This window comes from Sanguibacter keddieii DSM 10542, from assembly GCF_000024925.1.
Lineage (GTDB): Bacteria > Actinomycetota > Actinomycetes > Actinomycetales > Cellulomonadaceae > Sanguibacter > Sanguibacter keddieii.
In genome coordinates this window covers 672,647-697,193 of sequence record NC_013521.1, presented here as the reverse complement: position 1 = coordinate 697,193, position 24,547 = coordinate 672,647, and the positions used below count along the sequence as shown (strand labels likewise).

Below are 24,547 nucleotides of genomic sequence, written 5' to 3'. Positions count from 1 at the left end.
TGCGGGCGTCCCGGACTACCCGAAGTGGGACTTCGAGATGAGGCCGTGGACGCCGACGGTGCGGTCGACCACCTGCGTGACCGTGAAGTCGGCGGCTGCGGACAGGTAGGCGTAGGCGGTCGCCCGGTCCATGCCGCGGTCGTGCTCGAGGAAGTCGAGGGCGTTGACCACCGCGCGGCGCATGGCGACGTCGAGGTCGCTCACCTGCCCGTCGACCGCCCCGTCCGGGTCGGACAGCCCGATCGGGATCCACGCGTCGTCGGTCTCCGCGAAGGGGTAGCCGTAGGCGACCGAGGGTGCGTCACCGGACCCGGGCTTGCAGACCGTGAGCCGGAAGGTGCCGCGCAGCGAGCCCTCCATCGCGGTGAGCGCGACCTCGCCGTCGCCCATCGCCATGTGCGGGTCGCCCACGTAGAACAGCGCGCCGTCGGCCGCGACCGGCAGGTAGAAGGTGGAGCCCACGCCGAGCTGGCGGATGTCGATGTTGCCGCCGCCGAGGGTGGGCGGGATCGAGTTGGCGCTCGGTGCCGTGGGGTCGGTGTCCTGGGAGAAGGCGACGCCCATCATCCCCATGAACGGCCGGAGCGGGAACCGGACCGTCCCGGCACTGTCGCCCGACCCGAAGGTCATGACGCCGTCGTCGCCGTCGACCGCGGTGAAGGTCGAGATGTTGCCGAAGGACTCGGGGTCGTCGGACTCACGACCGTCGGTCGCGACGGGCGGCATGACCTCGTCGAGGGTGATGCCCGCCGGCGGGGTGCCGTCTGCGGTGAGCGCGAGCGCGCCCTTGCCGTGCCGGCTCGACACGACGCCGTAGGGGACGCGCGGGATCGCCTCGAGCGTCTCGATCTTGAGGACGTCGCCCGGCTCGGCCCCGTCGACGTGCACCGGGCCAGTGACCACGTGCGGGCCGTCGGTGACGAAGTCGCGCGGGGTGCGGTCGTACTCGGCGGCGATCGAGATCGCGTCCTCGAGCACGTCCGACGACGCGATGCCGTGCTGGGCGAAGTAGCTCACCGGGTCGCGGCCCTGGTCCTCGAGGATCCCCTCGTGCGAGACGGCGTCGATGGTGATGGTCTGCCCGGACCGCATCCGGGCCACGGGCGAGGAGTGCACGGTCGGGACGTAGCCCCACAGCACGTCGTCGGGCGTCGAGCCGAGGTAGTGGTCCCCGGTGACGTCGCCCGCGCCGGGCTGCAGGATCCCGCGCTGCGCCGGGGTCGTGGTGGGGCGGGGCGTGGACGCCGACGAGCCGGGGGCGCACGCGGCGAGAGCACCGGCCACGGCACCGCCCGCACCGACGGCGGCGGCCGCGCGCAGGAAGTCCCGCCGTCCGAGGCCTCGGGCCAGGACCGTCGCGGCTTCTCGGGGGTCGATCTGAGGCATGCGTCCTCCACGGGGCGGTCGTCGCGACACCCCGCGCGGGTGCGGCGGGGTGTGGCGACGACGCTAGTGAGAGGGTGTTTCTCACCCGTTTCCGGGAGTTGACACGCAGGTACCAGAAGGCCCCGTCAGGCTCCGGCGAGGAGCCAGGCGACCTCGGTGCGGAGCAGCGCCTGGCGCGACGGGGAGTCGTAGGACCGCACGTCGTGACCGAGCGCGTCGTAGACGCAGCGGACGCCCTCGGCCCCCGAGACCCACACGACCGGGTGGTCGATGCCGTCGTGCACCGTGGTGACCAGGACCGTCGAGCTCTCGGCGACTGTGAGGTAGCTGTAGCGCTCGTCGAAGGCCGTGACGGTCCCCGAGGTGGCCTCGCGCAGCTCGCCGGTGAGCGGGTGGCCCGCACCGGTGAGCGTGAAGGTCGCCTCGTCGATCGGCGGGTGCATCGACGTGCCGTCGACCCAGCGCCCGCCGAGGACCCGCTCCCAGGCGGGTGAGTCCGCGAAGCTGTTGGCCGCCTGGTGCACGGCGAGCACCGGCCGCCCGGCGTCGGCCCACGCGCGCAGGCGCTCGTGGAACCCGGCCCAGCGCTCGTCATCCCCGTCGAACCCGGGGTCGGCGCGCCCGGACCCGGTGTTGACGACCAGCAGGTCGACGTCGTCGGTCGTCGGGTCGAGGTCGTCGAGCGCCCCGGGGAAGGACCCGCGCACCGTCACCTGGTACGCGGGCCCGGCGAGGTCGTCGGTGCCGTCGAGCCGTGGCGCCGTGAGGACCTCGGCGATGCGGTGCGACGTGGCGGCGCCGTCGTGCCAGGGGTCCTGGTACCGGCCGTGACCGGACAGCACCAGGACGTGGGGCACGGACGTCACCGGTTGGTCCCGTCGACCGCGAAGGGCTCGATGGCCGCGATCTCGTCGGCCGTGAGCGGTGCCGCGTGGGCCGCCTGGACGTTGTTCTCGAGCTGCGCGACGCTGCTCGCACCGATGAGCGTCGACGTGACACGGTCGTCGCGCAGCAGCCAGGTGAGGGCGAGCTGGGCGAGGGTCTGCCCACGGCCGTCGGCGATCTCGTTGAGCGCGCGGGCCCGCTCGAGGTACGTCTCGCTGATCGACTCGCCCTTGAGGAAGTGCCCGACCGCAGCACGCGAGTCCGACGGGACGTTGCCGTCGAGGTAGCGGTCGGTGAGCATGCCCTGCGCCAGCGGGGAGAACACGATCATGCCGATGCCGAGGTCGCCGACGGTGTCGAGGAGCGACTGGCCCGTCGCGTCCGGGTCGTCGGTCTTCCCGGCATCGGGCATCTCGACGTGCCGGTTGAACATCGAGTAGCTGGGCTGGTGGATGAGCAGCGGGGTGCCGAGGTCCGCGAGGACCTCCTGCGCGACGCGGGTCTGCGCGGGGCTGTAGTTCGAGATGCCGGCGTAGAGCGCGCGGCCGCTGGTGACGGCGGTGTGCAGCGCACCCATCGTCTCCTCGATCGGCACCGTCGGGTCGGGGCGGTGGGAGTAGAAGATGTCGACGTAGTCGAGGTTCATCCGCTTGAGCGACTGGTCGAGCGAGCTCAGCAGGTACTTGCGCGAGCCACCGTCGCCGTAGGGTCCGGGCCACATGTCGTAGCCGGCCTTGCTCGAGATGACGAGCTCGTCGCGGTAGGGGCGGAAGTCGTCGACCATGTGGCGGCCGAAGTTCTCCTCTGCGGAGCCGTAGGGCGGGCCGTAGTTGTTCGCGAGGTCGAAGTGCGTGATGCCGAGGTCGAAGGCGCGGCGCAGGACTGAGCGCTGCGTCTCGAAGGGGGTGGTGTCACCGAAGTTGTGCCAGAGGCCCAGCGACAGTGCCGGGAGGTCGAGTCCGCTGCGACCTGCGCGGCGGTAGGGCATCGAGGAGTAGCGGGAGTCATCAGCGTTGAAGAGGGTCACCCCACGATCCTCCCAGACCCAACCCCCCGGGGGGAAGCGATATCCCGGCCGTCCGCCCCCTCTCATGCCCGTGGCGCGACCGCGTGACCCTCCGGAGAGGGCCCTGCTGTCGCGCCACGGGCATGAGGGTGTGTGGGGTGGGTCAGTAGCGGAAGCGTTCGACGCGGGCGCGGAGCTCGGTGGCGAGGCCGGCGAGCTCGGAGATCGCGCCGCCCATCTGGCCGACGACCTCGGTCGACGACGAAGCCGACGTCGCGACGCCGACGATGTTCGCGGCGATCTCGCCGGAGCCCGTCGCCGCCTCGGCGACCGAGCGGGACATCTCGTTGGTCGTCGCGGTCTGCTCCTCGACGGCCGACGCGATGGTCAGCTGGTAGTCGTTGATGCTCGCGATGATCGAGGAGATCTCGGCGATCGCCGCCATGGCTCCGCTGGTCTCGCCCTGGATGGTCTCGACCTTGCGCGCGATGTCCTCGGTCGCGCGGGCGGTCTCCTGCGCGAGCTCCTTGACCTCACCGGCCACGACTGCGAAGCCCTTGCCGGCCTCCCCGGCGCGTGCGGCCTCGATGGTCGCGTTGAGGGCCAGCAGGTTGGTCTGCTCGGCGATCGAGTTGATGGTCTTGACCACCTGGCTGATCTCCTGCGACGAGTCGCCGAGGCGGCCGACGGTGACGTTGGTGGTCTCGGCCATGGTGGTCGCCTGCGCGGCGACCTTGGCCGCGTCGGACGAGCTCTGCGCGATCTCGCGGATCGACGCGCTCATCTCCTCGGCACCGGCCGCGACGGTCTGGACGTTGCGCGAGACCTGCTCTGCTGCCGACGCGACCACACCGGCCTGGCTCGAGGTCTCCTCCGAGCCGGCGGCGACCTGGCTCGACGACGCGGCGAGCTCCTCGGCAGCGGCGGCGACGGTCTGCGAGGACTCGACGACGTCGCCCATCACGGTGCGCAGGTTGGCCTGCGCCTCGTCGAGGGCGGCTGCCATCTGCGCGACCTCGTCGCGACCGGTCACCCCGGATCCCACGGTGAGGTCACCGTCGGCCATGGCGACGAGCGCGCCACGGACACCACGGAGGTCACCGAGGATGCGACGGACGACGAGCACCGCGAGGACGGTCGGCAGGACCAGACCGACGAGCAGGGCGAGGAGCACCAGGCGGATCGCGAGCTGCGCAGAGTCGTGCGAGGCGTCCGAGCGCTGCTCGGCCTGGGCGATCTCGGCCTCGAACTCGGCCTTGAGCGGGTCGAGCACACCGGTCGAGAGGGACCGGAGCTCCGCGGTGAGCTCGCTGAACTCGGCGAGGTCGCCCGAGTCGGCCGCTGGCATGAGCGTGGAGTCGGCGAAGGAGTAGTAGGAGTCGAGCGCGGCGTCGAAGTCCGCCATGGCCTGGGTGTCGACGACGAAGCGGTCGTAGGACGTCACGAGGTCGTCGAGGTCGGCGCGGCGGGTCGCGAGGTCGTCCTTGAGCTCCTGCCGTCCGGCCGCGTCGGCGAGGCCGTACTGGAGGTGGCGGGTGCGGTCGCCCTGGTAGCTGCGCTGGATCTCGTTGAGGACTCGCGTCGACGCGATGTTGTCCTCGGCCAGCTGCTTGCCCGCGGCGTCGAGGGCGTTGAAGCGGAGGATGGAGATCGTCGCGATGACGATCATCATGAGAGCCATCCCGCCGAGGACGAGCATGATCTTCGTCCCGACTGGCAGGTCGCGGAGCGGGTTGGTCCGCGTGAGGCTGGTCGTGCGTGTCATGGGCTTTCCGTTCGGAGCAGGGGGACGTCCGCTCCTTATCGGCTCAGGGCACGCGAGAAGTAGCGGATCCCAGCCAGCATCCAGACTCTGGACCGCCCCCTGCGTCAGGGCAGGCGAGCCCCCTCCGGCACGTCGATGTCGTCGTAGACGAGCACGTTCGGCGTCCCCGCAGCGCTCGCCCGGAGCAGGACCTCGGCGTTCTCCTCGACGGCCACGGCCACCTTGAACGCGAGCTTGAGGGAGGTCCCGACCGCCAGCAGCCCGTGGTTGCCCCACACGACGGCGTTCACCGCGTCGCCCATGAGCTCGGCGCTGCGGCGCCCGAAGTCGGCGTTGGTCGAGAACTCGAAGGGCATGGTCTCGACCGGCCCCTTGGCGTAGAGCACCATGTTGAGCAGCACGGGGTCGATCCTCCGGCCGAGCGCACCGAGGACGTTGACGAAGGTGGACTCCGTGTGGACGATCGCCTGCACGTCGGGGCGGCGCAGGTAGTGCTCGAGGTGCACCGGGAGCTCCGTCGACGGGAGCAGGTCTCCCTCGAGGACGGTGCCGTCGAGCCCCACGACCACCATGTCGTCGACGCTCATCGCGTCGTACCGGACGTCGGAGGGCGTGATGACGATGGCGTCGGCGCCGTCGTGCGTGCCCGGGAGCCGCACGCTGATGTTGCCCTGGGTGTTGAAGTTCAGGCCGACGCGGACCGACTCGCGGCAGCAGTAGAGGATCTCCTCCCGCACCGCGCGGCTCGCGCGGCTGTCCGTCCGGGGGTTCGCTGGTGCCACGGTCGTCATCGTCCGGCCTCTCGTAGTGAATCGATTCAACACCTCGATCTTCCCAGCCAGATCCGCGCGGTCCAGGGACGAACGTCCCGCCGCGGACGGTCTTCGCGATCTCTCCACACGTCTGACGGGCGGATGTGACACCCCGTCGGTACAGTGAGCCATCGTGAAGGGGAGTATTCCCTCGCGGTGACGTCGTCAACACGGCCGGTGCAGATGCCGACCCGGCGCCACCGGTCACGTGACCTGCACGGACCCGATCTCGGGGTCCGGGACGGCACGCGGCGGAAGAGACCTTCGGTACCCCGTCGTGCCCGCTCAGGCACACGTACCGAGAGGCCCCCCATGGACGTCCCCCTCTGGATCTGGCTCGTCACCGTCGGCGTGATCGTCGCGATGCTCGCCGTCGACTACGTCGGCCACGTGCGCACACCGCACGCCCCCACCATCCGCGAGGCCGCCTGGTGGTCCGCCGCCTACGTCGGCGTCGCCGTCGTGTTCGGGCTCATCGTCTGGTGGGTCTGGGGCGGCACCTACGGCGGTGAGTACTTCGCCGGGTACGTCACCGAGAAGAGCCTGTCGATCGACAACCTCTTCGTGTTCGTCCTCATCATCTCCGCGTTCCGCGTGCCGCCGATCATGCAGCAGAAGGTCCTGCTCATCGGCATCACGATCGCGCTCGTGCTGCGCACCGCGTTCATCTTCGCGGGCGCCGCGATGATCGAGAACTTCAGCTGGGTCTTCTACATCTTCGGCGCGTTCCTCGTCTACACCGCGTGGGCTCAGGTGAAGCACGCCTCCGAGGAGACCAAGGAGTTCTCCGAGAACGGCCTCCTGCGTCTCGTCCGACGCATCTTCCCGACGACCGACACCTACGTCGGCGACAAGCTCACCACCAAGATCGACGGCCGCCGCTACATCACCCCGATGCTCATCGTGATGATCGCCATCGGCAGCGCGGACCTGCTGTTCGCCGTGGACTCCGTCCCCGCGATCTTCGGGCTCACGCAGGAGACATACCTCGTGTTCGCCGCCAACGCGTTCTCGCTGCTCGGCCTGCGCCAGCTGTACTTCCTCATCGACGGCCTGCTCGACCGCCTCGTGTACCTCGCGTACGGGCTCGCCGCGATCCTCGGGTTCATCGGCGCCAAGCTCCTCATCCACGCCCTCCACAAGAACGAGGTGCCGTTCATCAACGGCGGCGAGCACATCACCGTGATCCCCGAGATCCCGACAGCACTGTCCCTCGGGTTCATCCTCGTGACCCTGGCGGTCACCACCGTCGCGAGCCTCGCCAAGGACCGCTCCGACCGTCGAGCGGCGGCCGAGGTCGGCGCCGAGAAGTAGGACGAGCGTGGGCGCCCGGTGCACACCGGGCGCCCACGGCGCCCTCCGACGACCTCGACTGACAGGGCACTCTGCGAGGCCACCTCTGTCGCGTCTCGGCACCCGCAGCGCACCGGACCGTGGGACGCGCCGCGGTGATAGTGTGGACGCGAAGATACTAGGCCCAGCAGGTGTGCGCAGGACGCCCCGACGGCGGCCCCTCACCGGTTATCTCCCTAGTCACTCGTCGGTCAACGTGCAGGAAGTCTCAGTGCCTCAGGCAGCCCCCGAAAGCCCCGCTCTCGCCGAGAGCGGCACCACCTCGTCACGCGACAGCGCAGCCGTCCTCACCGAGGCTCGCCGCCGACGCTCCTTCGCCGTCATCAGCCACCCCGACGCCGGGAAGTCGACGCTCACCGAGGCGCTCGCGCTGCACGCCAAGGCGATCCGCGAGGCCGGCCGTGCCGACGGCAAGGCCGGCGGCAAGCGCACCGTGTCCGACTGGATGGACATGGAGCAGGCCCGAGGCATCTCCATCACCTCCGCGTCGCTCCAGTTCACCTACCGCGACGCGGTCATCAACCTCGTCGACACCCCCGGCCACGCCGACTTCTCCGAGGACACCTACCGCGTGCTCTCCGCGGTCGACGCGGCCGTCATGCTCGTCGACGCCGCCAAGGGCCTCGAGGTCCAGACCATGAAGCTCTTCGCGGTCTGCAAGCACCGCGGCATCCCCCTCATCACCGTCATCAACAAGTGGGACCGCCCGGGCAAGGACGCCCTCGAGCTCATGGACGAGATCCAGGAGCGCACCGGCCTCGTGCCGACCCCGCTCACCTGGCCCGTCGGCGTCGGTGGCGACTTCCGCGGCGTCCTCGACCGCCGCACCGGCGAGTACACCCGCTTCACGCGCACCGCGGGCGGCACGACCATCGCCCCCGAGGAGCACATGGGCCCCGACGCCGCGCTCGAGCGCGAGGGCGACGCGTGGACCACCGCGGTCGAGGAGGCCGAGCTCCTCGAGGCGTCGGGCGCCGACCACGACCTCGACTCCTTCCTCGGCGGCGAGACCACCCCGGTGCTCTTCGGCTCGGCCGTGCAGAACTTCGGCGTGCACGCGCTGCTCGACGTCCTCGTCGACGTGGCACCCTCCCCCTCGCCGCGCGAGACCGTCGCCGGCGACACCCGCCCGGTCGAGGCTCCCTTCAGCGCCTTCGTCTTCAAGATGCAGGCCGGCATGGACACCGCGCACCGCGACCGCCTCGCCTTCGCGCGCATCTGCTCGGGCGTCTTCGAGCGCGGCATGGTCGTCACCTCGACCCGCACGGGCCGCCCCTTCGCGACCAAGTACGCGCAGCAGGTGTTCGGCCGTGAGCGCACCGTCGTCGACGAGGCCTACCCGGGCGACGTCGTCGGCCTCGTCAACGCGGCGAACCTGCGCGTGGGCGACACGCTGTACCTCGACAAGCCCGTCGAGTACCCGGCCCTGCCGACCTTCGCGCCCGAGCACTTCGCGGTGATGCGCGCCAAGGACGTCTCGCGCTACAAGCAGTTCCAGCGCGGTGTCATGCAGCTCGGCGCCGAGGGCGTCGTCCAGGTCCTCCGCTCGGACCTCCGCGGAGACCAGGCCCCCGTGCTCGCCGCGGTCGGACCCATGCAGTTCGAGGTCGCCGAGCACCGCATGGCCACAGAGTTCAACGCACCGGTCACCCTCGACCGGCTGCCGTACGAGATCGCCCTGCGCACGACGCAGGAGTGGGTCTCGACCCTCGACGCCCAGCTGGGCGTCGAGGTCCTCCAGCGCGAGGACGGCGAGCTGCTCGCCCTGTTCCCCGACCGCTGGCGCGTGACGTCAGTCCGCAACCGGCTCCCTGACGCGGTCCTCGAACCGCTCGTGGCCACCTGATCTCGTAGCAGCACCCCAGGGCCCGGCGACGGGTCGCCCCACACCACGAAGGCACACAGTGATCACAGCAACCAGCATGAACCTCTCAGCGCCCCCCGCGCTCCCCCGCGGTGGCCTGCGCATCGTGCCGCTCGGCGGCCTCGGCGAGGTCGGCCGCAACATGACCGTGTTCGAGCACGAGGGCAAGCTGCTCATCGTCGACTGCGGCGTCCTCTTCCCCGAGGAGCACCAGCCCGGCATCGACGTGATCCTCCCCGAGTTCACCTGGATCCGCGACCGCCTCAAGGACGTCGTCGCGATCGTCCTCACCCACGGCCACGAGGACCACATCGGTGGTGTCCCGTACCTGCTCAAGGAGCGCGCGGACATCCCCGTCATCGGGTCCAAGCTGACGCTCGCCTTCATCTCGGCGAAGCTCAAGGAGCACCGCATCCGCCCGCGCACCATCGAGGTCGAGGCCGGCGGCTCCTCCAAGCAGGGCCCCTTCGACCTCGAGTTCATCGCGGTCAACCACTCCATCCCCGACGCCCTCGCCGTCGCAATCCGCACGCGTGCGGGCCTGGTCATCAACACCGGTGACTTCAAGATGGACCAGTTCCCCCTCGACTCGCGCATCACGGACCTCAACCACTTCGCCCGCCTGGGCGAGGAGGGCGTGGACCTGTTCATGACCGACTCGACCAACGCCGAGGTCCCCGGCTTCACGATGTCGGAGCAGGACCTCGTCCCCGCCATCGAGCAGGTGTTCCGCACGGCCCCGCGCCGCGTCATCGTGTCGAGCTTCGCGAGCCACGTGCACCGCATCCAGCAGATCCTCGACTCGGCGCACGAGGCCGGCCGCAAGGTCGCGTTCGTCGGCCGCTCGATGGTCCGCAACATGGGGATCGCGGAGGAGCTCGGCTACCTCAAGATCCCCCGCGGCCTGGTCGTCGACCTCAAGAAGCTCGAGTCGATGCCGCCCGAGAAGATCTGCCTCGTGTGCACCGGCTCGCAGGGCGAGCCGATGGCTGCGCTGTCGCGCATGGCCAAGAGCGAGCACGTCATCAAGGTCGGCGAGGGCGACACCGTCCTCCTCGCCAGCTCGCTCATCCCGGGCAACGAGAACGCGATCTACCGCGTCATCAACTCGCTCACCGACCTCGGCGCGACCATCGTGCACAAGGGCAACGCGAAGGTGCACGTGTCCGGCCACGCCTCGGCCGGCGAGCTCGTGTACTGCTACAACATCGTCAAGCCGCGCAACGTCATGCCGATCCACGGCGAGTCCAAGCACCTGCGTGCCAACGGCGCGCTGGCGGAGAAGACGGGCGTGCCGTCGAACAACGTCGTCATCGCCCAGGACGGCACGGTCGTCGACCTCGTCAAGGGCAAGCTGTCGATCGTCGGCAAGGTCCCCGCCGGCTACGTGTACGTCGACGGCCAGACCGTCGGCACCGCGACCGAGGACACCCTCGCCGAGCGCCGTGCACTCGGCTCCAAGGGCATCGTCACCGTCCTCGCCCTCGTCGACCTCGACCTCGGCGTCCTCGCCGAGACCCCCGAGTTCATCACCCGCGGGTTCGTGCACGACGGCCACACCTTCGACGACGCGGTCGTCGAGATCGAGAAGGCCCTCGCGCAGATCCCCAAGAAGGACGTCGGCGACATCGACCGCCTCGAGGCGACCATCGCCAAGTCCGTCGCCCGCTGGCTCCAGCGCAAGTACCGCCGCGAGCCGCTCGTCAACGCCATCGTCGTCGACGCGTGAGCTGATCCAGCAGCGATGAACCGTACCGTCTGACGGTACGCACGCACCGAGGGCGCCGCCCGGTCCGAGAGGTCCGGTCGGCGCCCTCGCGTCGTCCTGAGACCTCCGTGCAGTACCTTTCCGACATGGCCAGCCCTCTCAGCGAGCTCCGGTGCCTCGGAGAGCCCACCCTCGAGCACGTCGACCTCGACCTGCTCGACGCGTACCGCTTCCCTGACGGGGGTGGCTTCCCACCGTCCTACCGCGAGATGGTGCGCCACGCCGGGTGGGGTCGGACCTTCGGGCTCTGGCTCGTCTACCCGCCGCTGCTGCCGGGGTTCGCCGACAGCTGGCAGGGGCGGGCCTCGGTGCTCACGCGGCGGGTCGTCGAGGCCTACGCCGACGGTCAGCGCGAGGACTTCGACTGGATGGTGGAGCCGGACGGCAGCTGGTCGCTCGTGGCGGACCTCTGCGTCTTCGGGTGGAGCGAGAACGGTGACGCTCTCCTCTGGGACACCGGGTCGCGCGGTGCCGACGGCGAGCTCCCCGTCTGGGAGTCGCGCGGCCTCGACTCCCTGCACCGGCTCGGTGGCTCCCTGGCAGACGCCCTCCCGCATCTTCGAGACCGCGGGGCGCTCGTGTCCGGGCCGCGCGAGCACGACGTCGAGCCGCTCCCCCCGGTCCGTCTCTGACGCTCACCAGCACCTGCGTGTCAGGAGGTCTGGAAGAGCTCGTCGGCGGCCAGCTCCCGCACCGCCGCGAGCGAGTCCTCCGACGAGCGGACCCTCCAGTCGCGCTCCTTGTCGACGTCGAACCACACCAGTGCGCGGATGTCGGGGAACTCGTCCCGCAGGGTCGGGACGATCCCCTCCACCCATGCCGCCTTGCTGCCGCCCTCCTCTGCCGACGCGGTCTCGCCGACGATGATCGGCTTGCCGAGCGTGCGGAGGTCGTCATACATGTCGCGGAAGACCTCCTCGAAACCCTGCCACTCGAAGTCCGGGTCGGAGGTCCCCCAGTTGTAGCCGTCGATCCCGGTCCAGTCGACGTAGTCGTCGCCCGGGTAGTAGTCCAGGGCCGGGGGCGCCCCGGCGCTGTCGACGTTGTTCGGCGCCCACACCCAGACGACGTTCCCGCCGTCCTTCCCGTCGAAGGCGTCGTGCACGTGACGGTAGGCGGCGACGTAGAGCCCGGGGTCGTGGCCGCCCCACCCTTCTTCTTCGTTCATCTCGGCGGCGAGGTCGAGGAAGGCCGGCTGGGTGAGCCCGGCGGCCTCGTCCGCCCGTCGGGCGAGCAGGTCGTCGTACCGGCCGTCGACGACGTCCTGGAGGTCGACACCGAAGGGCTCCCAGTTGACCAGCGACAGCTGACCGCGCTCGACGTCCTCGGCGAGGACGGCGTCGGTCGTCCAGGGGTCCTCCCAGCCGACGTAGGTGAGGTGCAGCTGCGGGACGCGGCCGACCGCGTCGTCGGTCTCGTCCTGGGTCCCGTCGCCGTAGTACATGCCGAGGTACACGCCGGTCTCAGGGACGAGCGGGGCGTCGAAGGACGTGGGAGCCCCGTGCGCTGCGGCGCCCGGTGGGACCGAGGTCCGGCTCGCGTCGGGTCCCCCAGCAACGGGCGACGCACAGCCCGCGACCAGGAGCACCGTCAGCACGCCTGCAGCACCAGCCGACGCCCGGCGGGGACGGGAGGATCGAGGCGCCATCGGACCACCAGGTGTGCGTGCGGGTGACCGACAGGTCCCCCGAGAGGACGCCTCGCGGTCAGGTCCCCGGGCGACGCACCAGGGAGCTCTGGCGCGGACCGCCAGCCTAGCCGCGCCACGAGCCACCGCGGAGGTGTGAGGATAGGTGCGGCACGACCGACGGGCAGCGCAGGCAGCAGGAGGCACAGACGGTGACAGGCGACGACAGCGCACGCAGGTGGAGCAGCGAGGCGGTGCGGCTGCTCGAGGCGGACGCGACGCGGAGCGCGGACACCCACCTGCTGGTGTTCCCGCTGCCGGCCGAGTGGGGCATCGACCTGTACCTCAAGGACGAGTCGATGCACCCGACGGGCTCGCTCAAGCACCGGCTGGCGCGCTCGCTGATCCTCTACGGTCTGGTGAACGGTCGGATCCATGAGGGCACGACCCTCGTCGAGGCGTCCAGCGGCTCGACGGCCGTGTCCGAGGCGTACTTCGCGCGGATGCTGGGCCTCGACCTCGTGGCGGTCATCCCGCGCGGGACGAGCGCCGAGAAGATCCAGCGCATCGAGTTCTACGGCGGCCGCTGCCACCTGGTCGACGACCCGGCGTGCATGTACGACGAGGCCGAGCGCCTGGCGCGGGAGTCTGGCGGGTACTACCTCGACCAGTTCACGCTGGCCGAGCGCGCCACGGACTGGCGCAGCAACAACAACATCGCGGAGAGCACCTTCGCCCAGCTCTCGGCCGAGCGGCACCCGGTGCCGTCCTGGGTGGTGGTCGGCGCAGGCACCGGCGGCACGAGCGCGACCTTCGGCCGCTACGTCCGCTACCGGCGCCACCCCACGCGCATCGCCGTGGTGGACCCCGAGGGGTCGGCCTTCTACGGCGGGTGGAGCACCGGCGACCTCTCGTACACCACCGGCCTCTCGAGCCGCATCGAGGGGATCGGCCGGCCACGGGTCGAGCCGTCCTTCGTGCCCGAGCTCGTCGACGAGATGATCCCGGTGCCCGACGCCGCGTCGCTCGCGGCGATCCGGCTGCTCCAGGAGCGCACCATGCACTGGGCGGGCGGCTCGACGGGCACCAACCTCGTGGGCGCCTTCCAGCTCGTCGCCCAGATGCTCGCCGCCGGCGAGCAGGGCAGCGTCGTCACCCTGCTGTGCGACGGCGGCGCACGCTACGCGAGCACCTACTACGACGACGCCTGGGTCGCCGCGCAGGGCTTCGACGTGGCCCCGCACCTGGAGCGCATGGAGCAGTTCCTCACGACCGGGGAGTGGTCAGAGGCCTGACCTGCCGAGGCGCTGCCGGACCGACGCCGGCCACGCGCTGGCACCGCGCCCGCCCGGCGCTGGCCCGGCGCCTGTCAGGAGCCGCCTGTATCCTCCCCGGGTGATCTCTGAGTGGTTCTCCCACACCGCCCACAGCAGCCAGTCCGGCCGTGAGGCGATGGCCTTCCCCTGGCACGAGACCCCGCTGGGGGACCCGTCCACCTGGGACGAGACGCTGCGGCAGTCCGTCCGGCTGTGCTTCAGCACGCAGTTCCCGGTGATGATCGCCTGGGGCCCGGAGATGACCATGATCTACAACGACGGCTACGCGCAGATCCTCGGGCCGAACAAGCGCCAGCACGCGATGGGCAAGCCCATCCGCGAGGTCTGGACCGAGATCTGGGACGACGTCGAGACCATGTTCGGGATGGTCTTCTCGACCGTCGCCCCCGTGGGCGGCGCGGAGCACAAGATCGTCATGAACCGGTCGGGCTTCGACGAGGAGACCTACTTCACCTTCTCGTGCAGCCCGCTCGTCGACTCCACCGGTCAGGTGGTCGGCGTCATGGACATCTCCGCGGAGATCACCGACCAGGTGGTCTCCGTGCGCAGGCTCTCCACCCTCGACGACCTGCACAGCCAGATGCAGACCAGCAGGGGCGACGGTGTCGACCGCATGGGCCTCGCCCTGGAGGTCCTGGCCGAGAGCGTCGACCTGAGCCGGAGCGCGATCATGCTCGAGTCCGACGGGCAGCTGGTCGCGGTCCCCGGCAGCGACGTCGGCCTCGACCTGACGGACCCGGAGGGCCTCTACGCCGCCGTGCTGCGCGAGGGACGCACGCAGTTCGTCGGGCACGACGTCGCCGTGCCGCTGGTCGTCGACGACCACGGCTCCATGGTCGGGCTGCTCGTGGCCGAGGGGTCCCCGATGCGCCCGGTCGACTCCTCTCTCGTCTCCTTCGTCGAGCTCATCGCCTCTGCGCTCTCGGGCGCGCTCCAGGCGGTCAGCGCGCAGCGAGCCGTCCTCGACGCCCGTGACGCGCGCACCGCGCTCATCGAGGCGACCGAGCGCCAGTCACGAGAGACCTCGATCGCGCTGCAGCAGTCGATGCTCACGCCGCCCGTCCAGCCCTGCGGTCTCGACCTCATGGCGTGGTACCAGCCGTCCCGCGAGGACCTGCAGATCGGTGGGGACTGGTACGACTCGTTCCTCACCAAGAACGGGTGCACCACCCTGGTGGTCGGTGACGTGACCGGGCACGACCACGTCGCCGCGGCAGCGATGGGTCAGCTCCGCGGCCTCGTCCGCGCGATCGCCTTCGACAGCGAGCAGAGCCCGGCGCGGATCTTCGAGCGGGCGGACACCGCCATCGCGGGCCTCGACCTGGGGAACCACAGCACCGCGACCGCGGTCGTGGCGCAGATCGAGGAGCCCGCGCCCGGCTCGACCGGCACCTCGCGCACCCTGCGGTGGTCGAACGCGGCGCACCCCTACCCTGCGGTCGTCCGTGCGGACGGCAGCGTCGAGCTGCTGCGCCGGACCAACGACATCCCGCTGGGCATCACCCAGGGCTTCGACCGCCGAGAGCACGAGGAGCTCCTGCACGAGGGTGACACCCTCGTGCTCTACACCGACGGTCTCGTCGAACGTCGGGGCGAGATCCTCTCGACGGGCCTCGCGCAGCTCACCGATGCCCTGGCAGACGGGCACGCACGCACGATCGTCGACCTCGCCGAGCACGTCCTGTCGTCTCTCGCGCCGACCCCCACGGACGACGTCGCGCTCGTCCTGGTGCGCGTGCTGCCCGCAGGTGACGCCCGATGAGCCGCTCCGACCGCAGGCTCGTGTTCGTCGACATCGACGGCACCTACGCCCACCACGGTGCGGTGCCCGCAGCCCACGAGGCGGCGGTGGTCGCCGCCCGTGCCGCCGGGCACCGGGTGCTGCTGTGCACCGGACGGTCGGCCGGGATGCTCCCGCGGGGCATCCTCGACATCGGCTTCGACGGGATCGTGGCCTCCGCGGGCTGCTACGTGGAGGTCGGGGGCACCGTGCTCGTCGACCGCCGCATCCCCGAGGACCTCGCCGTGCGGGTGCGCAGCGCCCTCGACAGCAGCGGGGCGGCGTACATCCTCGAGGCACCCGACGGCGTGTACGCCCACCCCGGCGTCCCCGACCGGCTCCGCGCCCTGCTCACCGCCCCCGGCGGCCCGGACGGGACCGTCGACTTCCTGGACATGGTCGAGGCTCGCGCCGACCTGTCGCAGACGTCCTTCGCGAAGGCGACCTACCTCGAGTCGGCGTGGACGGCGGCGGAGGTCCTCGACGCGGTCGGTCCGGGCCTGGGACACGTCCCCACCTCCCTCGCGCACGCCGACGACCACAGCGGCGAGATCCACCTCCTCGACGTGCACAAGGCCGTCGGCATCCGGGCCGTCGTCGACCACCTCGGGGCGCACGACGACGAGATCGTCGCCTTCGGAGACGGCATCAACGACGTCGAGATGCTCGAGCTGGCGGACACGGCCGTCGCCATCGAGGGCTCGCACCAGCGCGTCCTCGACGCCGCGGACCTGGTCGCCGCGCCGCCGCTCGAGGCCGGGCTGGCCGCCGTCTTCGCCGAGCTCGGCCTGCGCTGAGCACCGCTACCGCCGAGGGACCAGCACGTCCAGGAGGTTGAGCGGGAAGCGTTCGTCGTCGACGGCGAACGCGGCGCAGGCCTCGCAGCCGCGCAGGTGCTGCAGGTACCGCTCGGTGGCCGCAGGCCCGCGCAGCCCGTGCCGCAGGAGAGCGCTCCGGCTCGTCACCCACCAGCAGGTGTCGCTCGCCTGCTCGTCCAGCCGAAGCTGGTCGAGCCACGCCGTGTGCAGCCGCACCTCGGCACGTCCGACGAGGACGGCGACGTCCTCGGGCCAGGTCGAGGTGGCGAGGGCGATGCCCACGTGCGACTCCCCGTCCACGAGCGCCGCCCAGAGCACCCTCTGGTCGAGCCGGTCGAGCATCCTGAACGCTCGCAGGATCGCGGCCTCCGGCTCGTCGGTCCGGTGCAGGCGCGCACCGAGGAGCACGCTCGTGTGCAGGTGAGCGGCGAAGCCCGAGACCGCGTCGGTCCCCGCGGCGACGTCGTCCAGCAGGGACGCGAAGGCACGCCGCAGGACGGTCTCGGCCACCTCCGGGTCGTCGACCACCGACGTCGCCACCGCCCGGGCGTCCTCGACGTGGCGTCTCCACAGCACGAGGCCGGCGTCGCAGGTCCCGCGTCGGAGCTCTTCGACGAGCAGGCTGTCGGGAAGGCCGTCCAGCACGGGCACCCCCTCCGTCCTCGCACGCGGTCCGGGCACGACGCGCGCCCGCGCTAGAGGCGCCGACGCACGCCGACGGCCGCTCCCGCGGTCGTGACGGCGGCGACCAGCAGGACGACGGCGAGGAGGTCAGGGTGCGGGAGCCCGGTCGGGCAGTCGTGGACCGCCGACACCGGCTCGGGGGCTGTCGCGTGCGACGCGGCACGAGACGCCGCGCACGGCGACGGGTGGGTGACCTGGACCGAGGCTCCCGCGACGGCTGGCGCACCCAGGACGACCCCGCCGACGAGGGCAGCGACGGCTGCGCACCTCGGCAGCCGTCGGTCGGGAGAGCAGACAGCCATGCCCTGCGTCCTCTCTCCTCCGGCGCGAGTCGGCGCGTCTCGCCGCACCTCGTCGCCGTGGTCGTCGCGACCACCACAACTAGGCTACTTAGTATCCCAGTTGATCCCGGGGACCTTGGTCCTCCTGGGCGGGTGTGCCGACGACGGCCGGGCACGCTGCCGCCGTCCTGCCGCGAGGCCGGCCCCGGTCTCCTCGACGGAGCCGGTTAGCATGAGCGAGAGCCCCCACGACCAGCAGAGACGAGCCGAGAGGTCCCGCGTGCCAGTCCCTCCCGCCAGCAAGAGCACCGTGCGCCCCCTCTCGTCACGAGAGCGCGCGGCAGCAGCCCTGCGCACGGCGATCCTCGACGGGACGCTCCGGCCGGGCGAGAGGCTCAACGACCAGGAGCTCGTCGAGTGGCTCGAGGTCTCGCGGGTGCCGCTCCGCGCGGCGATCCACGACCTCGTCGACGAGGGGCTCGTCGAGACCCGCGCCCAGAGCCACACCCGCGTCGCGACCCCCGACCCGAGCCGGCTCGTCGAGTACACGCAGACCATCGGGGCGCTGCTCGGCGGGGTCGCCCGCATCACGGTCCCCGGGCTCGACGAAGCCCGGTCCGACAGCATCGTCGAGCACGCGCTCGACGTACGGTCTGCGCTCGAGGGCGGCGACACGGCCACGATCGCGCAGTCGCACCTGCTGCTCATCCACGCGTTCCTCGACGCCTGCTCGAACCCGGTCCTCACCGGTGCGACGCGGACGGTCCTCGAGGCGGCGCACTTCCACGCGTCCCGGTCCTTCCAGCCGTCAGACCTGGACCTGGACGACCTCGCGCAGACGATGGACGAGCTGGTCGAGGCCGTGAGGACCCTCGACGGCGTTCGGGCCGAGCTGGCCCTGGAGCACTTCTACGACCTCTGAGACGCACAGGGCGGCACGCCCCTCAGGAGGGGAGCAGGGAGCCTGACCGCCTCAGAAGTGCGAGTAGAACCGCAGGGTGTCGGCGATCGAGAAGACCCGGTCGGCCTGCGCGAGGGCTGCGCCGTCGCGGGCGACGAGCCGCGCCGACCGGGCGAGCTGGGTCGCCGACAGGCCACCCACGAGCAGGGTGCCGAGCGTCGACACGTCGAGAGACAGGTCCCAGTCCTCGTCGACGTGGCCGTCCTCCGCCCGGTTCTCGGCACCGTCTACGACGACAGGCTCGACCACGGCGACGCCGTCCGCGACGCGGAGCCGCAGGTCGCCTGCGGCGTGGCCGAGCGGGTCGTAGACCCGCAGCACGAGGGACTCGTCGAGGCCGGGCATGTAGGCACGCTGCGCGAGCGCGGCGGCGGGGTCGACCACCCGCACCCACAGCTCGTCCTGCACCAGGGTCGTCGACACCCGGCGGGGGTCGGACACGGCGTGCCGCAGCACCTCGTCGGCCGACGCGCGGGGGAAGGTCACCGTGTCGACGAGGTCGAGCCCACCGAGGGTCGACCACAGCGCCAGGTAGGCGTCGTCCGTGGCGGCGACGAGGTCGAGGACCTCGACGGTGGCGGTGCCCTCGAGGGACCGGTAGAAGGCGAAGCCGTCCACCTCGCCGCTGTCGCCGACGTGCGCGAGCCCGCGGACGGCGCGGTCGAACCGGTCGCTGTCGTTCTCGCGGGCGACGCGGTCGGTGTAGGCGGCCCGGCGGCTCACCGACCCGAGGGCTCCCTCGTGGAACCTGTCGAAGACCGCCGGGGCTTGGCCGACCAGCCACTCCGTGCCGACCTGCTGCACCTGACCGCTGCCGCGCGAGCGCAGCGGGAGGCCGCCGCGGGTGTCGACGGTGAGGGTCGACCGCCACACGGCGGCGCCGAAGCCGAAGCGCTCGTAGATGCTGCCCTCGGTCGCGGTGAGCAGCACCATGCTGTGCCCAGCACCCGACGTCCGCACGAGGGCGTCCTCGACCATGCGGCGCAGCAGGCCGCGGCGCCGGTGGGTGGGCCGGACGGTCGCCGAGGTGAAGAGCGTCGCGGGCAGCAGACCGGCTCCGAGGTTGATGGTGCCGGCCATCGTCGTGCAGGTCCCGACCGGACGCCGCTCACCGTCGAGGGTCTCCTCGCCGTCGGGGTACGCCGCCACGAGCGTCGCGTCGTCGGCCACGGTCTGCTCGACGAGGTACTCCAGCCGGGCTGGCGTCGGGTCGGGCTCGAGGAAGGCCTGGCGCACGGCGCGCGTCCACGCGCGGGTGCGGTCGTCGGCTGCTGCGGGGAAGTGGTCGAGGGTGAAGGAGTGTGCTGGCACCCGGACGATGCTATCGCCCGGTCTCGACCGGCGCCCGGCTCGTCAGAGGGTCCGCGAGGACCCGGTGCCGTCCGGCCAGTCGCTCGTGAGGAACGCCTCGACCGCGCGGTGGCGGAACGTGTAGGGCCGCCCTCGGCTGATGATCCCGCGCACACGGTCCAGGCGCTGCGAGGCGGTCCCCGCGTCGGCAGCCTTCGAGAACCCGGCCGCGGCCGCGATCTCGGACAAAGACCGTGCTCCCGGGGACAGCTCGGCCATCGCCATGACGAAGTCACGCTCTCGGTCAGGCAACCTGTCGAGGATCCGTTCGACGTGAGCGACGGCCTCCGACTGCGCCTGACGCCACCCGTCGAGGACCTCGCCGCGAGTGACCACGGATCCAGTCCCTGCATACCAGGCCCGCTCGCCCACCAGCTGGAACAGGAACGGCTCTCCGCGGCAGAGGTCGATGATCGCCTCGGTCGCAGCCTCCTCCATCCGGACGACACCCACGCCGCCGGCGTCGTCCGAGACCCCCCACCCGGAGACGACGAACAGACGCAGGGCACTGCGCAGGTCGTCGTCGTCGATCGGCTCGAGGACGGTGGTGCGGAACCGACGGGCGAACGTCGCACCCTTCCGAGCCCCTGACGTCTCGTCGAACTCCGGCAACCCCGTCAGGTACACCGCGATGGGCAGCGAACGCTCGACGGTACCGATCGAGGGGACGCGCACCTCGACCTTCCGGGTGATCGAGTCGCCGAGGGCGATGAGCACCTGCGAGAGCGCGACCTCGTCGGTGATGTTCTGGATCTCGTCGAGGTGGATGAGGACCACGTTCCCCCGGTCGACCGCGGCGAGGCCGATCTCGACCAAGAGGTCAGTCAGGTCTGTGTGCGGCTCGTGCCCTTCCGACGCTCGGAGCGAGAGCGACGCACCGCTGACCGCGACCGACTGGACCCGTTCGAGGAGTCGTCCCACGCGGTGCTCCCGAGCCGCAGACAGGCCCGCCTTGTCAGCGAGGCGGAGGGCCTCGGTCGCGAGCCGCTTGATCGGGTCCGAGCCGAGTGCGATCCGAATCTGTGGCGTCACCCAGTCGCCGGCCCGCTCCGCGTCGTCAGCGATCCGACGCACGAGCGACGACTTGCCCAGCCCCGGCTCGCCGAGGACCGTGCGTCCTCGCTCGAAGAGCCCGTCGATGAGCCTCGGCCTCAGGACGTCACGCCAGTCGCTCAGGTGCGCCGTCCGACCGGCCCAGACGGCCGGGACGACGTCGGAGCCAGGTTGGAATGGATTGTCACGAGATGTGCGCACGTTGTTAAACTTAACATCCTCGACGAAGCGTTGTTAAATTTAACATCGACGCCGATGGCGCTCCCACCGACCCTGCTCGCCCCGCACCGCTCACCCCAGCGTCGGCACCGCGTCGAGCAGGGCGCGGGTGTACGGCGACGCCGGTCGCGTGAGCACCTGACGGGTCTCGCCCGCCTCCTCGACGCGACCGCCGCGCAGCACGACGGTCTCCTCGCAGAGCTGCCCGACGATCGCCACGTCGTGGCTGACCAGCACCAGGGTGAGGCCCAGCTCGGCGCGCAGCCGGGCCAGCAGCTCCATGATCTGCTGGCGCACCGAGACGTCGAGCGCGCTCACCGGCTCGTCGCCGACGAGCACCTTCGGCGACGGGGCGAGGGCCCGCGCGATGGCGATGCGCTGGCGCTGCCCGCCCGAGAACTGCGCCGGGTACTTGCGCCGCGCGTCGGCGTCGAGGCCCACCCAGCCGAGCACCTCGTCGACGCGCGCAGAACGCTCGCGCTGGTCGGCGCCGATGCGCAGCGACTGCAGCGGCTCGGCGACGATCTGCGCGACGGTCATGCGCGGGTCCAGCGACGAGCGCGGGTCCTGGAACACGACCTGCACCTCACGCCGGAAGCGCTTGAGCCGCGCCCGGTCACGGCGGTCGAGGGTCTGGCCGCGGTACGTGACCTGCCCCGACGTCGGGGTGTCCAGGCCGAGCATGAGTCGCAGCAGCGTCGACTTCCCCGCCCCGGACTCCCCCACGATCCCGACGCTGCGCCCCTCGTGCACGGCGATGTCGACGCCGTCGAGGGCCGTTGTCGTCCGACCGCGACCGCCGAACTCCCGGCGGACGCCCTGCAGCGCGAGGAGAGGGACGCCCGAGGTCGTGCCTGCTCCGTCGCTCTCGCCGGCCGCTGTGTCCTCGCTCATCGCTCGTCCTCCTGAGGCAGCCGGCTGACGGCGCGCGCGGCGGCGAGCAGCTGGCGGGTGTACGGGTGCGCGGGCGCCTCGAGGGCCTGCGCGACGGTCGACGCCTCGACCACCTGCCCCGAGCGCATCACCACGAGGTCGCGGGCGACCCGGGCGACGACCGGCAGGTCGTGCGAGACGAACACCAGCGTCGTCCCGGTGCGCTCGATGAGGTCGTCGAGCAGGTCGAGCATCTCGGCCTGGACCGTCACGTCGAGAGCGGTGGTCGGCTCGTCGGCGAGCAGCACGCGCGGCTCGCAGGCCAGGGCCATCGCGAGGCTGACGCGCTGACGCTGGCCTCCCGACAGCTGCCACGGGTACGAGCCGAGGATGCGCTCGGCGTCGTCGAGGCGCACCAGCCGGAACAGGTCGGCCGTGAGCTCGCGAGCCCTCGCGCGGGACACCCCGCGGTGCAGGCGCAGCGGACCCGCGACCTGCCGCCCGACCGTCATCAGCGGGTCGAGGGCGGTGAGCGGCTCCTGGAACACCATCGCGACCTGCGCCCCACGGACCCGGCGCATCGCGCGCTCGCCGAGCGTCAGCAGGTCACGCCCGTCGAGCAGCACCTGGCCGGTGGCCGTCATGCCCTCGGGCAGCAGCCCGAGGACCGCCGCGGCGGTGAGCGACTTGCCCGACCCGGACTCGCCGATGATGCCGAGACGCCCGCCGAAGGGCACCTCCCAGCTCACGGAGTCGAGCAGTGTGCGTCCGCCCGACGTGCGCACCGTCAGGTCGCGGACCTCCAGGCCGGTCATCGGTCTCCTCGCAGGCTCGGGTCGCTGCGCTCGCGGATGCCGTCCCCGAGCAGGTTGAGGCCCAGCACCGTCCAGGCGATGAGCAGGCCGGGCAGGATCGCGGCGAGCGGCGCCGCCGTGATGGTCGACTGCGCCTCGTTGAGCATCCGGCCCCACGACGCGTAGGGCGGTCGGGGGCCGAGCCCGAGGTAGGACAACGACGCCTCGGCGAGGATCGCGGCCCCGGCCAGCAGCATGAGCTGGACGAGCAGCGTCGGGGCGACGTTGGGCAGCACGTGCCGCCGGACCGTCCCCCACCACCCCGTGCCCGACGCGGCGGCGGCGACCACGTAGTCCTCGCGGAGCACCCGCGAGGCGTTGACCCGCGTGATCCGCGCGATCACCGCCGCACCCGAGATGCCGATCGCCGCGATGACGGACGACAACGACGCACCGCGCACCGTGACGATGAGCATCGCGAGCAGCAGCGTCGGGAAGGCGATCATGAGGTCGACGACGTTGAGGACCGCGACGTCGACCCACCGGGTGGTCGAGGCCGCGAGGATGCCGAGCGTGATCCCGATCGCGGCCGCGATCGCCACGGAGCACACCGCGACCACCACCGCGTTGGTGGCGCCCGCCATGAGCTGGCTCAGCACGTCCCGGCCGAGCTTGTCCGTGCCCAGCCAGAACTCGGCGCTCGGTCCGCCCAGACGCTCGCCCGTCCCCCGGCTGCCGATCGTGTACGGGGTCCAGAAGAACGCCACGAGGCCGACGAGCACCACGACGGAGACCATCGAGGCACCGGCGACGAAGGACGGGCTGCGCAGGCGGCGGGCCGACGCGCGGCGCGGCGCGGTGACCTCGACCTTCTCAGTCTCGCTCTTCTCCGCGTCAGCACCTGCGGGGACGCGGGGCGCGTCCAGCTGGTCGGTCATCGCGAGCCTCCTGACGTGCCGAGCGTCGACCCGTGCCGCAGGCGCGGGTCGATGGCCCGCTGCAGCAGGTCGACGAAGAAGTTGACGACGAGCACCACCGCCGTGATCGCCAGGACGAGCGCCTGGACCACGGGGAGGTCCCGGCCGTTGACCGAGTCGAGCAGCAGCGTGCCCAGGCCCGGCAGGGCGAACACGTTCTCGATGACCACCGCGCCGAGCAGCGACGTCGCGAGCTCGATGCCGAGGATCGCGACCACCGGAACCGCGCCGTTGCGCAGACCGTGCCGCGCGAGCGCCTGCCACCGGCCATAGCCGAGCGACCGTGCCGTCCTGATGTAGTCCTGGTCGAGGACGTCGAGCGTCGCCGACCGCACGTACCGGACCATCACCGACGACATCGCGATCGACACCGTGACCACGGGCAGCACGAGCGACCGGACCGCGGCGGCCGGGTCGTCCCAGCCCTGCCGTGGGAACCCGCCCGGCGGCAGCACCCCGAGGCGCAGCGCGAAGACCCACACGAGCAGCACGCCCACCCAGAACACCGGGACCGCGACCCCCAGCTGGGAGACCGCCGACACCGCGACGCCGATCACGCCGCGGCGCCTGACCGCGGCGATCACGCCGAGCGGCACCGACACGAGCACCGACAGCACGAAGGCCGCCAGGCTCAGCGGCACCGTGATGGGGAGCTTGCTGCTGATGAGCTCGCCGACCGGCAGCCTCGACACGAAGGACGTGCCGAGGTCGCCCGACAGGAGAGCCCCGGCCCACTGGCCCAGCTGCGTCAGCGCCGACCGGTCGGTGCCCAGCTCGCTGCGCAGCTGGTCCAGCTGGTCCGTCGTCGTCCCCACACCCAGCGTCGTGCCCGCGCTGTCCCCCGGGAGGAGGCGCAGCACGACGAACACCACGACGGCCGCGAGCACGAGCGACACGACGAGGGTCACGAGGCGGACCGCCACGTACCGGAGCATCGGTCCGCTCGCCCTGAGG

The 24,547-nt window shown here is 71.5% G+C and carries 22 protein-coding genes; 8 read left to right on the top strand and 14 right to left on the bottom strand.

Annotation, left to right across the window (positions count from 1 at the left end; translation table 11 throughout):
• Positions 1 to 15: 15 nt before the first annotated feature.
• The 5 genes from SKED_RS03000 to SKED_RS02980 all read right to left on the bottom strand — a co-directional run bounded on the left by SKED_RS03000 (position 16) and on the right by SKED_RS02980 (position 5,833).
• The gene (locus SKED_RS03000) at positions 16 to 1,386 is read right to left on the bottom strand and encodes an acetamidase/formamidase family protein (protein WP_012865643.1); all 1,371 of its coding nucleotides are present in this window, start codon (positions 1,384 to 1,386) and stop codon (positions 16 to 18) included.
• 125 nt (positions 1,387 to 1,511) lie between these two features.
• The gene (locus SKED_RS02995; RefSeq protein ID WP_012865642.1) at positions 1,512 to 2,252 is read right to left on the bottom strand and encodes a ThuA domain-containing protein; all 741 of its coding nucleotides are present in this window, start codon (positions 2,250 to 2,252) and stop codon (positions 1,512 to 1,514) included.
• Positions 2,249 to 3,259 carry an aldo/keto reductase gene (locus SKED_RS02990; RefSeq protein WP_042438491.1) on the bottom strand — a complete coding sequence of 337 codons (1,011 nt, stop codon included), beginning with the start codon at positions 3,257 to 3,259 and terminating at the stop codon, positions 2,249 to 2,251. The genes SKED_RS02995 and SKED_RS02990 overlap by 4 nt, the downstream gene beginning before the upstream one ends.
• Positions 3,260 to 3,440: 181 nt before the next feature.
• Positions 3,441 to 5,042 carry a methyl-accepting chemotaxis protein gene (locus tag SKED_RS02985; protein ID WP_012865640.1) on the bottom strand — a complete coding sequence of 534 codons (1,602 nt, stop codon included), beginning with the start codon at positions 5,040 to 5,042 and terminating at the stop codon, positions 3,441 to 3,443.
• A gap of 104 nt (positions 5,043 to 5,146) precedes the next feature.
• Complete coding sequence (locus SKED_RS02980; RefSeq protein ID WP_012865639.1) at positions 5,147 to 5,833, bottom strand: class II aldolase/adducin family protein; 687 nt, start codon at positions 5,831 to 5,833, stop codon at positions 5,147 to 5,149.
• A gap of 333 nt (positions 5,834 to 6,166) precedes the next feature.
• Here SKED_RS02980 and SKED_RS02975 point away from each other — a divergent pair, with 333 nt between their 5' ends.
• The 4 genes from SKED_RS02975 to SKED_RS02960 all read left to right on the top strand — a co-directional run bounded on the left by SKED_RS02975 (position 6,167) and on the right by SKED_RS02960 (position 11,471).
• Positions 6,167 to 7,168 carry a TerC family protein gene (locus SKED_RS02975; RefSeq protein WP_012865638.1) on the top strand — a complete coding sequence of 334 codons (1,002 nt, stop codon included), beginning with the start codon at positions 6,167 to 6,169 and terminating at the stop codon, positions 7,166 to 7,168.
• A 250-nt stretch (positions 7,169 to 7,418) separates the two neighbouring features.
• Positions 7,419 to 9,053 (top strand): peptide chain release factor 3, encoded by a 1,635-nt coding sequence (locus tag SKED_RS02970; RefSeq protein ID WP_012865637.1) that lies wholly within the window; start codon positions 7,419 to 7,421, stop codon positions 9,051 to 9,053.
• A gap of 76 nt (positions 9,054 to 9,129) precedes the next feature.
• Entirely contained in the window at positions 9,130 to 10,800 is a 1,671-nt protein-coding gene (locus SKED_RS02965) for a ribonuclease J (RefSeq protein WP_012865636.1), read from the top strand.
• 125 nt (positions 10,801 to 10,925) lie between these two features.
• A complete protein-coding gene (locus SKED_RS02960) occupies positions 10,926 to 11,471 on the top strand; it encodes a hypothetical protein (RefSeq protein WP_012865635.1) in 546 nt (181 codons plus the stop codon).
• A gap of 20 nt (positions 11,472 to 11,491) precedes the next feature.
• Here the strand turns inward: SKED_RS02960 and SKED_RS02955 are convergent, their stop codons facing one another.
• Entirely contained in the window at positions 11,492 to 12,436 is a 945-nt protein-coding gene (locus tag SKED_RS02955) for a glycoside hydrolase family 26 protein (protein ID WP_012865634.1), read from the bottom strand.
• 242 nt (positions 12,437 to 12,678) lie between these two features.
• On the opposite strand from SKED_RS02955, the gene cds1 reads away from it, so the two are divergent.
• The 3 genes from cds1 to SKED_RS02940 all read left to right on the top strand — a co-directional run bounded on the left by cds1 (position 12,679) and on the right by SKED_RS02940 (position 16,380).
• Positions 12,679 to 13,761, top strand: a complete 1,083-nt coding sequence (cds1, locus tag SKED_RS02950) for an L-cysteine desulfhydrase Cds1 (RefSeq protein ID WP_012865633.1) — start codon at positions 12,679 to 12,681, stop codon at positions 13,759 to 13,761.
• Positions 13,762 to 13,861: 100 nt separating this feature from the next.
• Positions 13,862 to 15,565 (top strand): SpoIIE family protein phosphatase, encoded by a 1,704-nt coding sequence (locus tag SKED_RS18835; RefSeq protein WP_012865632.1) that lies wholly within the window; start codon positions 13,862 to 13,864, stop codon positions 15,563 to 15,565.
• A complete protein-coding gene (locus tag SKED_RS02940; protein ID WP_012865631.1) occupies positions 15,562 to 16,380 on the top strand; it encodes an HAD hydrolase family protein in 819 nt (272 codons plus the stop codon). The genes SKED_RS18835 and SKED_RS02940 overlap by 4 nt, the downstream gene beginning before the upstream one ends.
• A 6-nt stretch (positions 16,381 to 16,386) precedes the next feature.
• On the opposite strand, the gene SKED_RS02935 is transcribed toward SKED_RS02940, so the two are convergent.
• Both SKED_RS02935 and SKED_RS02930 read right to left on the bottom strand, forming a co-directional pair.
• Complete coding sequence (locus SKED_RS02935; RefSeq protein WP_012865630.1) at positions 16,387 to 17,052, bottom strand: hypothetical protein; 666 nt, start codon at positions 17,050 to 17,052, stop codon at positions 16,387 to 16,389.
• Between the two features lie 44 nt (positions 17,053 to 17,096).
• Complete coding sequence (locus SKED_RS02930; RefSeq protein ID WP_012865629.1) at positions 17,097 to 17,387, bottom strand: hypothetical protein; 291 nt, start codon at positions 17,385 to 17,387, stop codon at positions 17,097 to 17,099.
• A gap of 259 nt (positions 17,388 to 17,646) precedes the next feature.
• Between SKED_RS02930 and SKED_RS18830 the strand changes: the two genes are divergently transcribed.
• Positions 17,647 to 18,288, top strand: a complete 642-nt coding sequence (locus tag SKED_RS18830) for a GntR family transcriptional regulator (RefSeq protein ID WP_169310126.1) — start codon at positions 17,647 to 17,649, stop codon at positions 18,286 to 18,288.
• A gap of 51 nt (positions 18,289 to 18,339) precedes the next feature.
• Here SKED_RS18830 and SKED_RS02920 read toward each other — a convergent pair whose 3' ends face one another.
• The 6 genes from SKED_RS02920 to SKED_RS02895 all read right to left on the bottom strand — a co-directional run bounded on the left by SKED_RS02920 (position 18,340) and on the right by SKED_RS02895 (position 24,516).
• Positions 18,340 to 19,638: a GNAT family N-acetyltransferase gene (locus tag SKED_RS02920; RefSeq protein WP_012865627.1), complete on the bottom strand. Its 1,299-nt coding sequence runs from the start codon at positions 19,636 to 19,638 to the stop codon at positions 18,340 to 18,342.
• A 42-nt stretch (positions 19,639 to 19,680) separates the two neighbouring features.
• Positions 19,681 to 20,931, bottom strand: a complete 1,251-nt coding sequence (locus tag SKED_RS02915; RefSeq protein ID WP_012865626.1) for a P-loop NTPase family protein — start codon at positions 20,929 to 20,931, stop codon at positions 19,681 to 19,683.
• Positions 20,932 to 21,021: 90 nt separating this feature from the next.
• The gene (locus SKED_RS02910; RefSeq protein ID WP_012865625.1) at positions 21,022 to 21,843 is read right to left on the bottom strand and encodes an ABC transporter ATP-binding protein; all 822 of its coding nucleotides are present in this window, start codon (positions 21,841 to 21,843) and stop codon (positions 21,022 to 21,024) included.
• Positions 21,840 to 22,637 carry an ABC transporter ATP-binding protein gene (locus SKED_RS02905; RefSeq protein WP_012865624.1) on the bottom strand — a complete coding sequence of 266 codons (798 nt, stop codon included), beginning with the start codon at positions 22,635 to 22,637 and terminating at the stop codon, positions 21,840 to 21,842. Before SKED_RS02905 ends, SKED_RS02910 begins: the two co-directional genes overlap by 4 nt.
• On the bottom strand, positions 22,634 to 23,554 hold the full coding sequence (locus SKED_RS02900) for an ABC transporter permease (protein ID WP_012865623.1): 921 nt from the start codon (positions 23,552 to 23,554) through the stop codon (positions 22,634 to 22,636). The genes SKED_RS02905 and SKED_RS02900 overlap by 4 nt, the downstream gene beginning before the upstream one ends.
• Entirely contained in the window at positions 23,551 to 24,516 is a 966-nt protein-coding gene (locus tag SKED_RS02895; protein WP_245534602.1) for an ABC transporter permease, read from the bottom strand. Before SKED_RS02895 ends, SKED_RS02900 begins: the two co-directional genes overlap by 4 nt.
• Positions 24,517 to 24,547 lie beyond the last annotated feature (31 nt).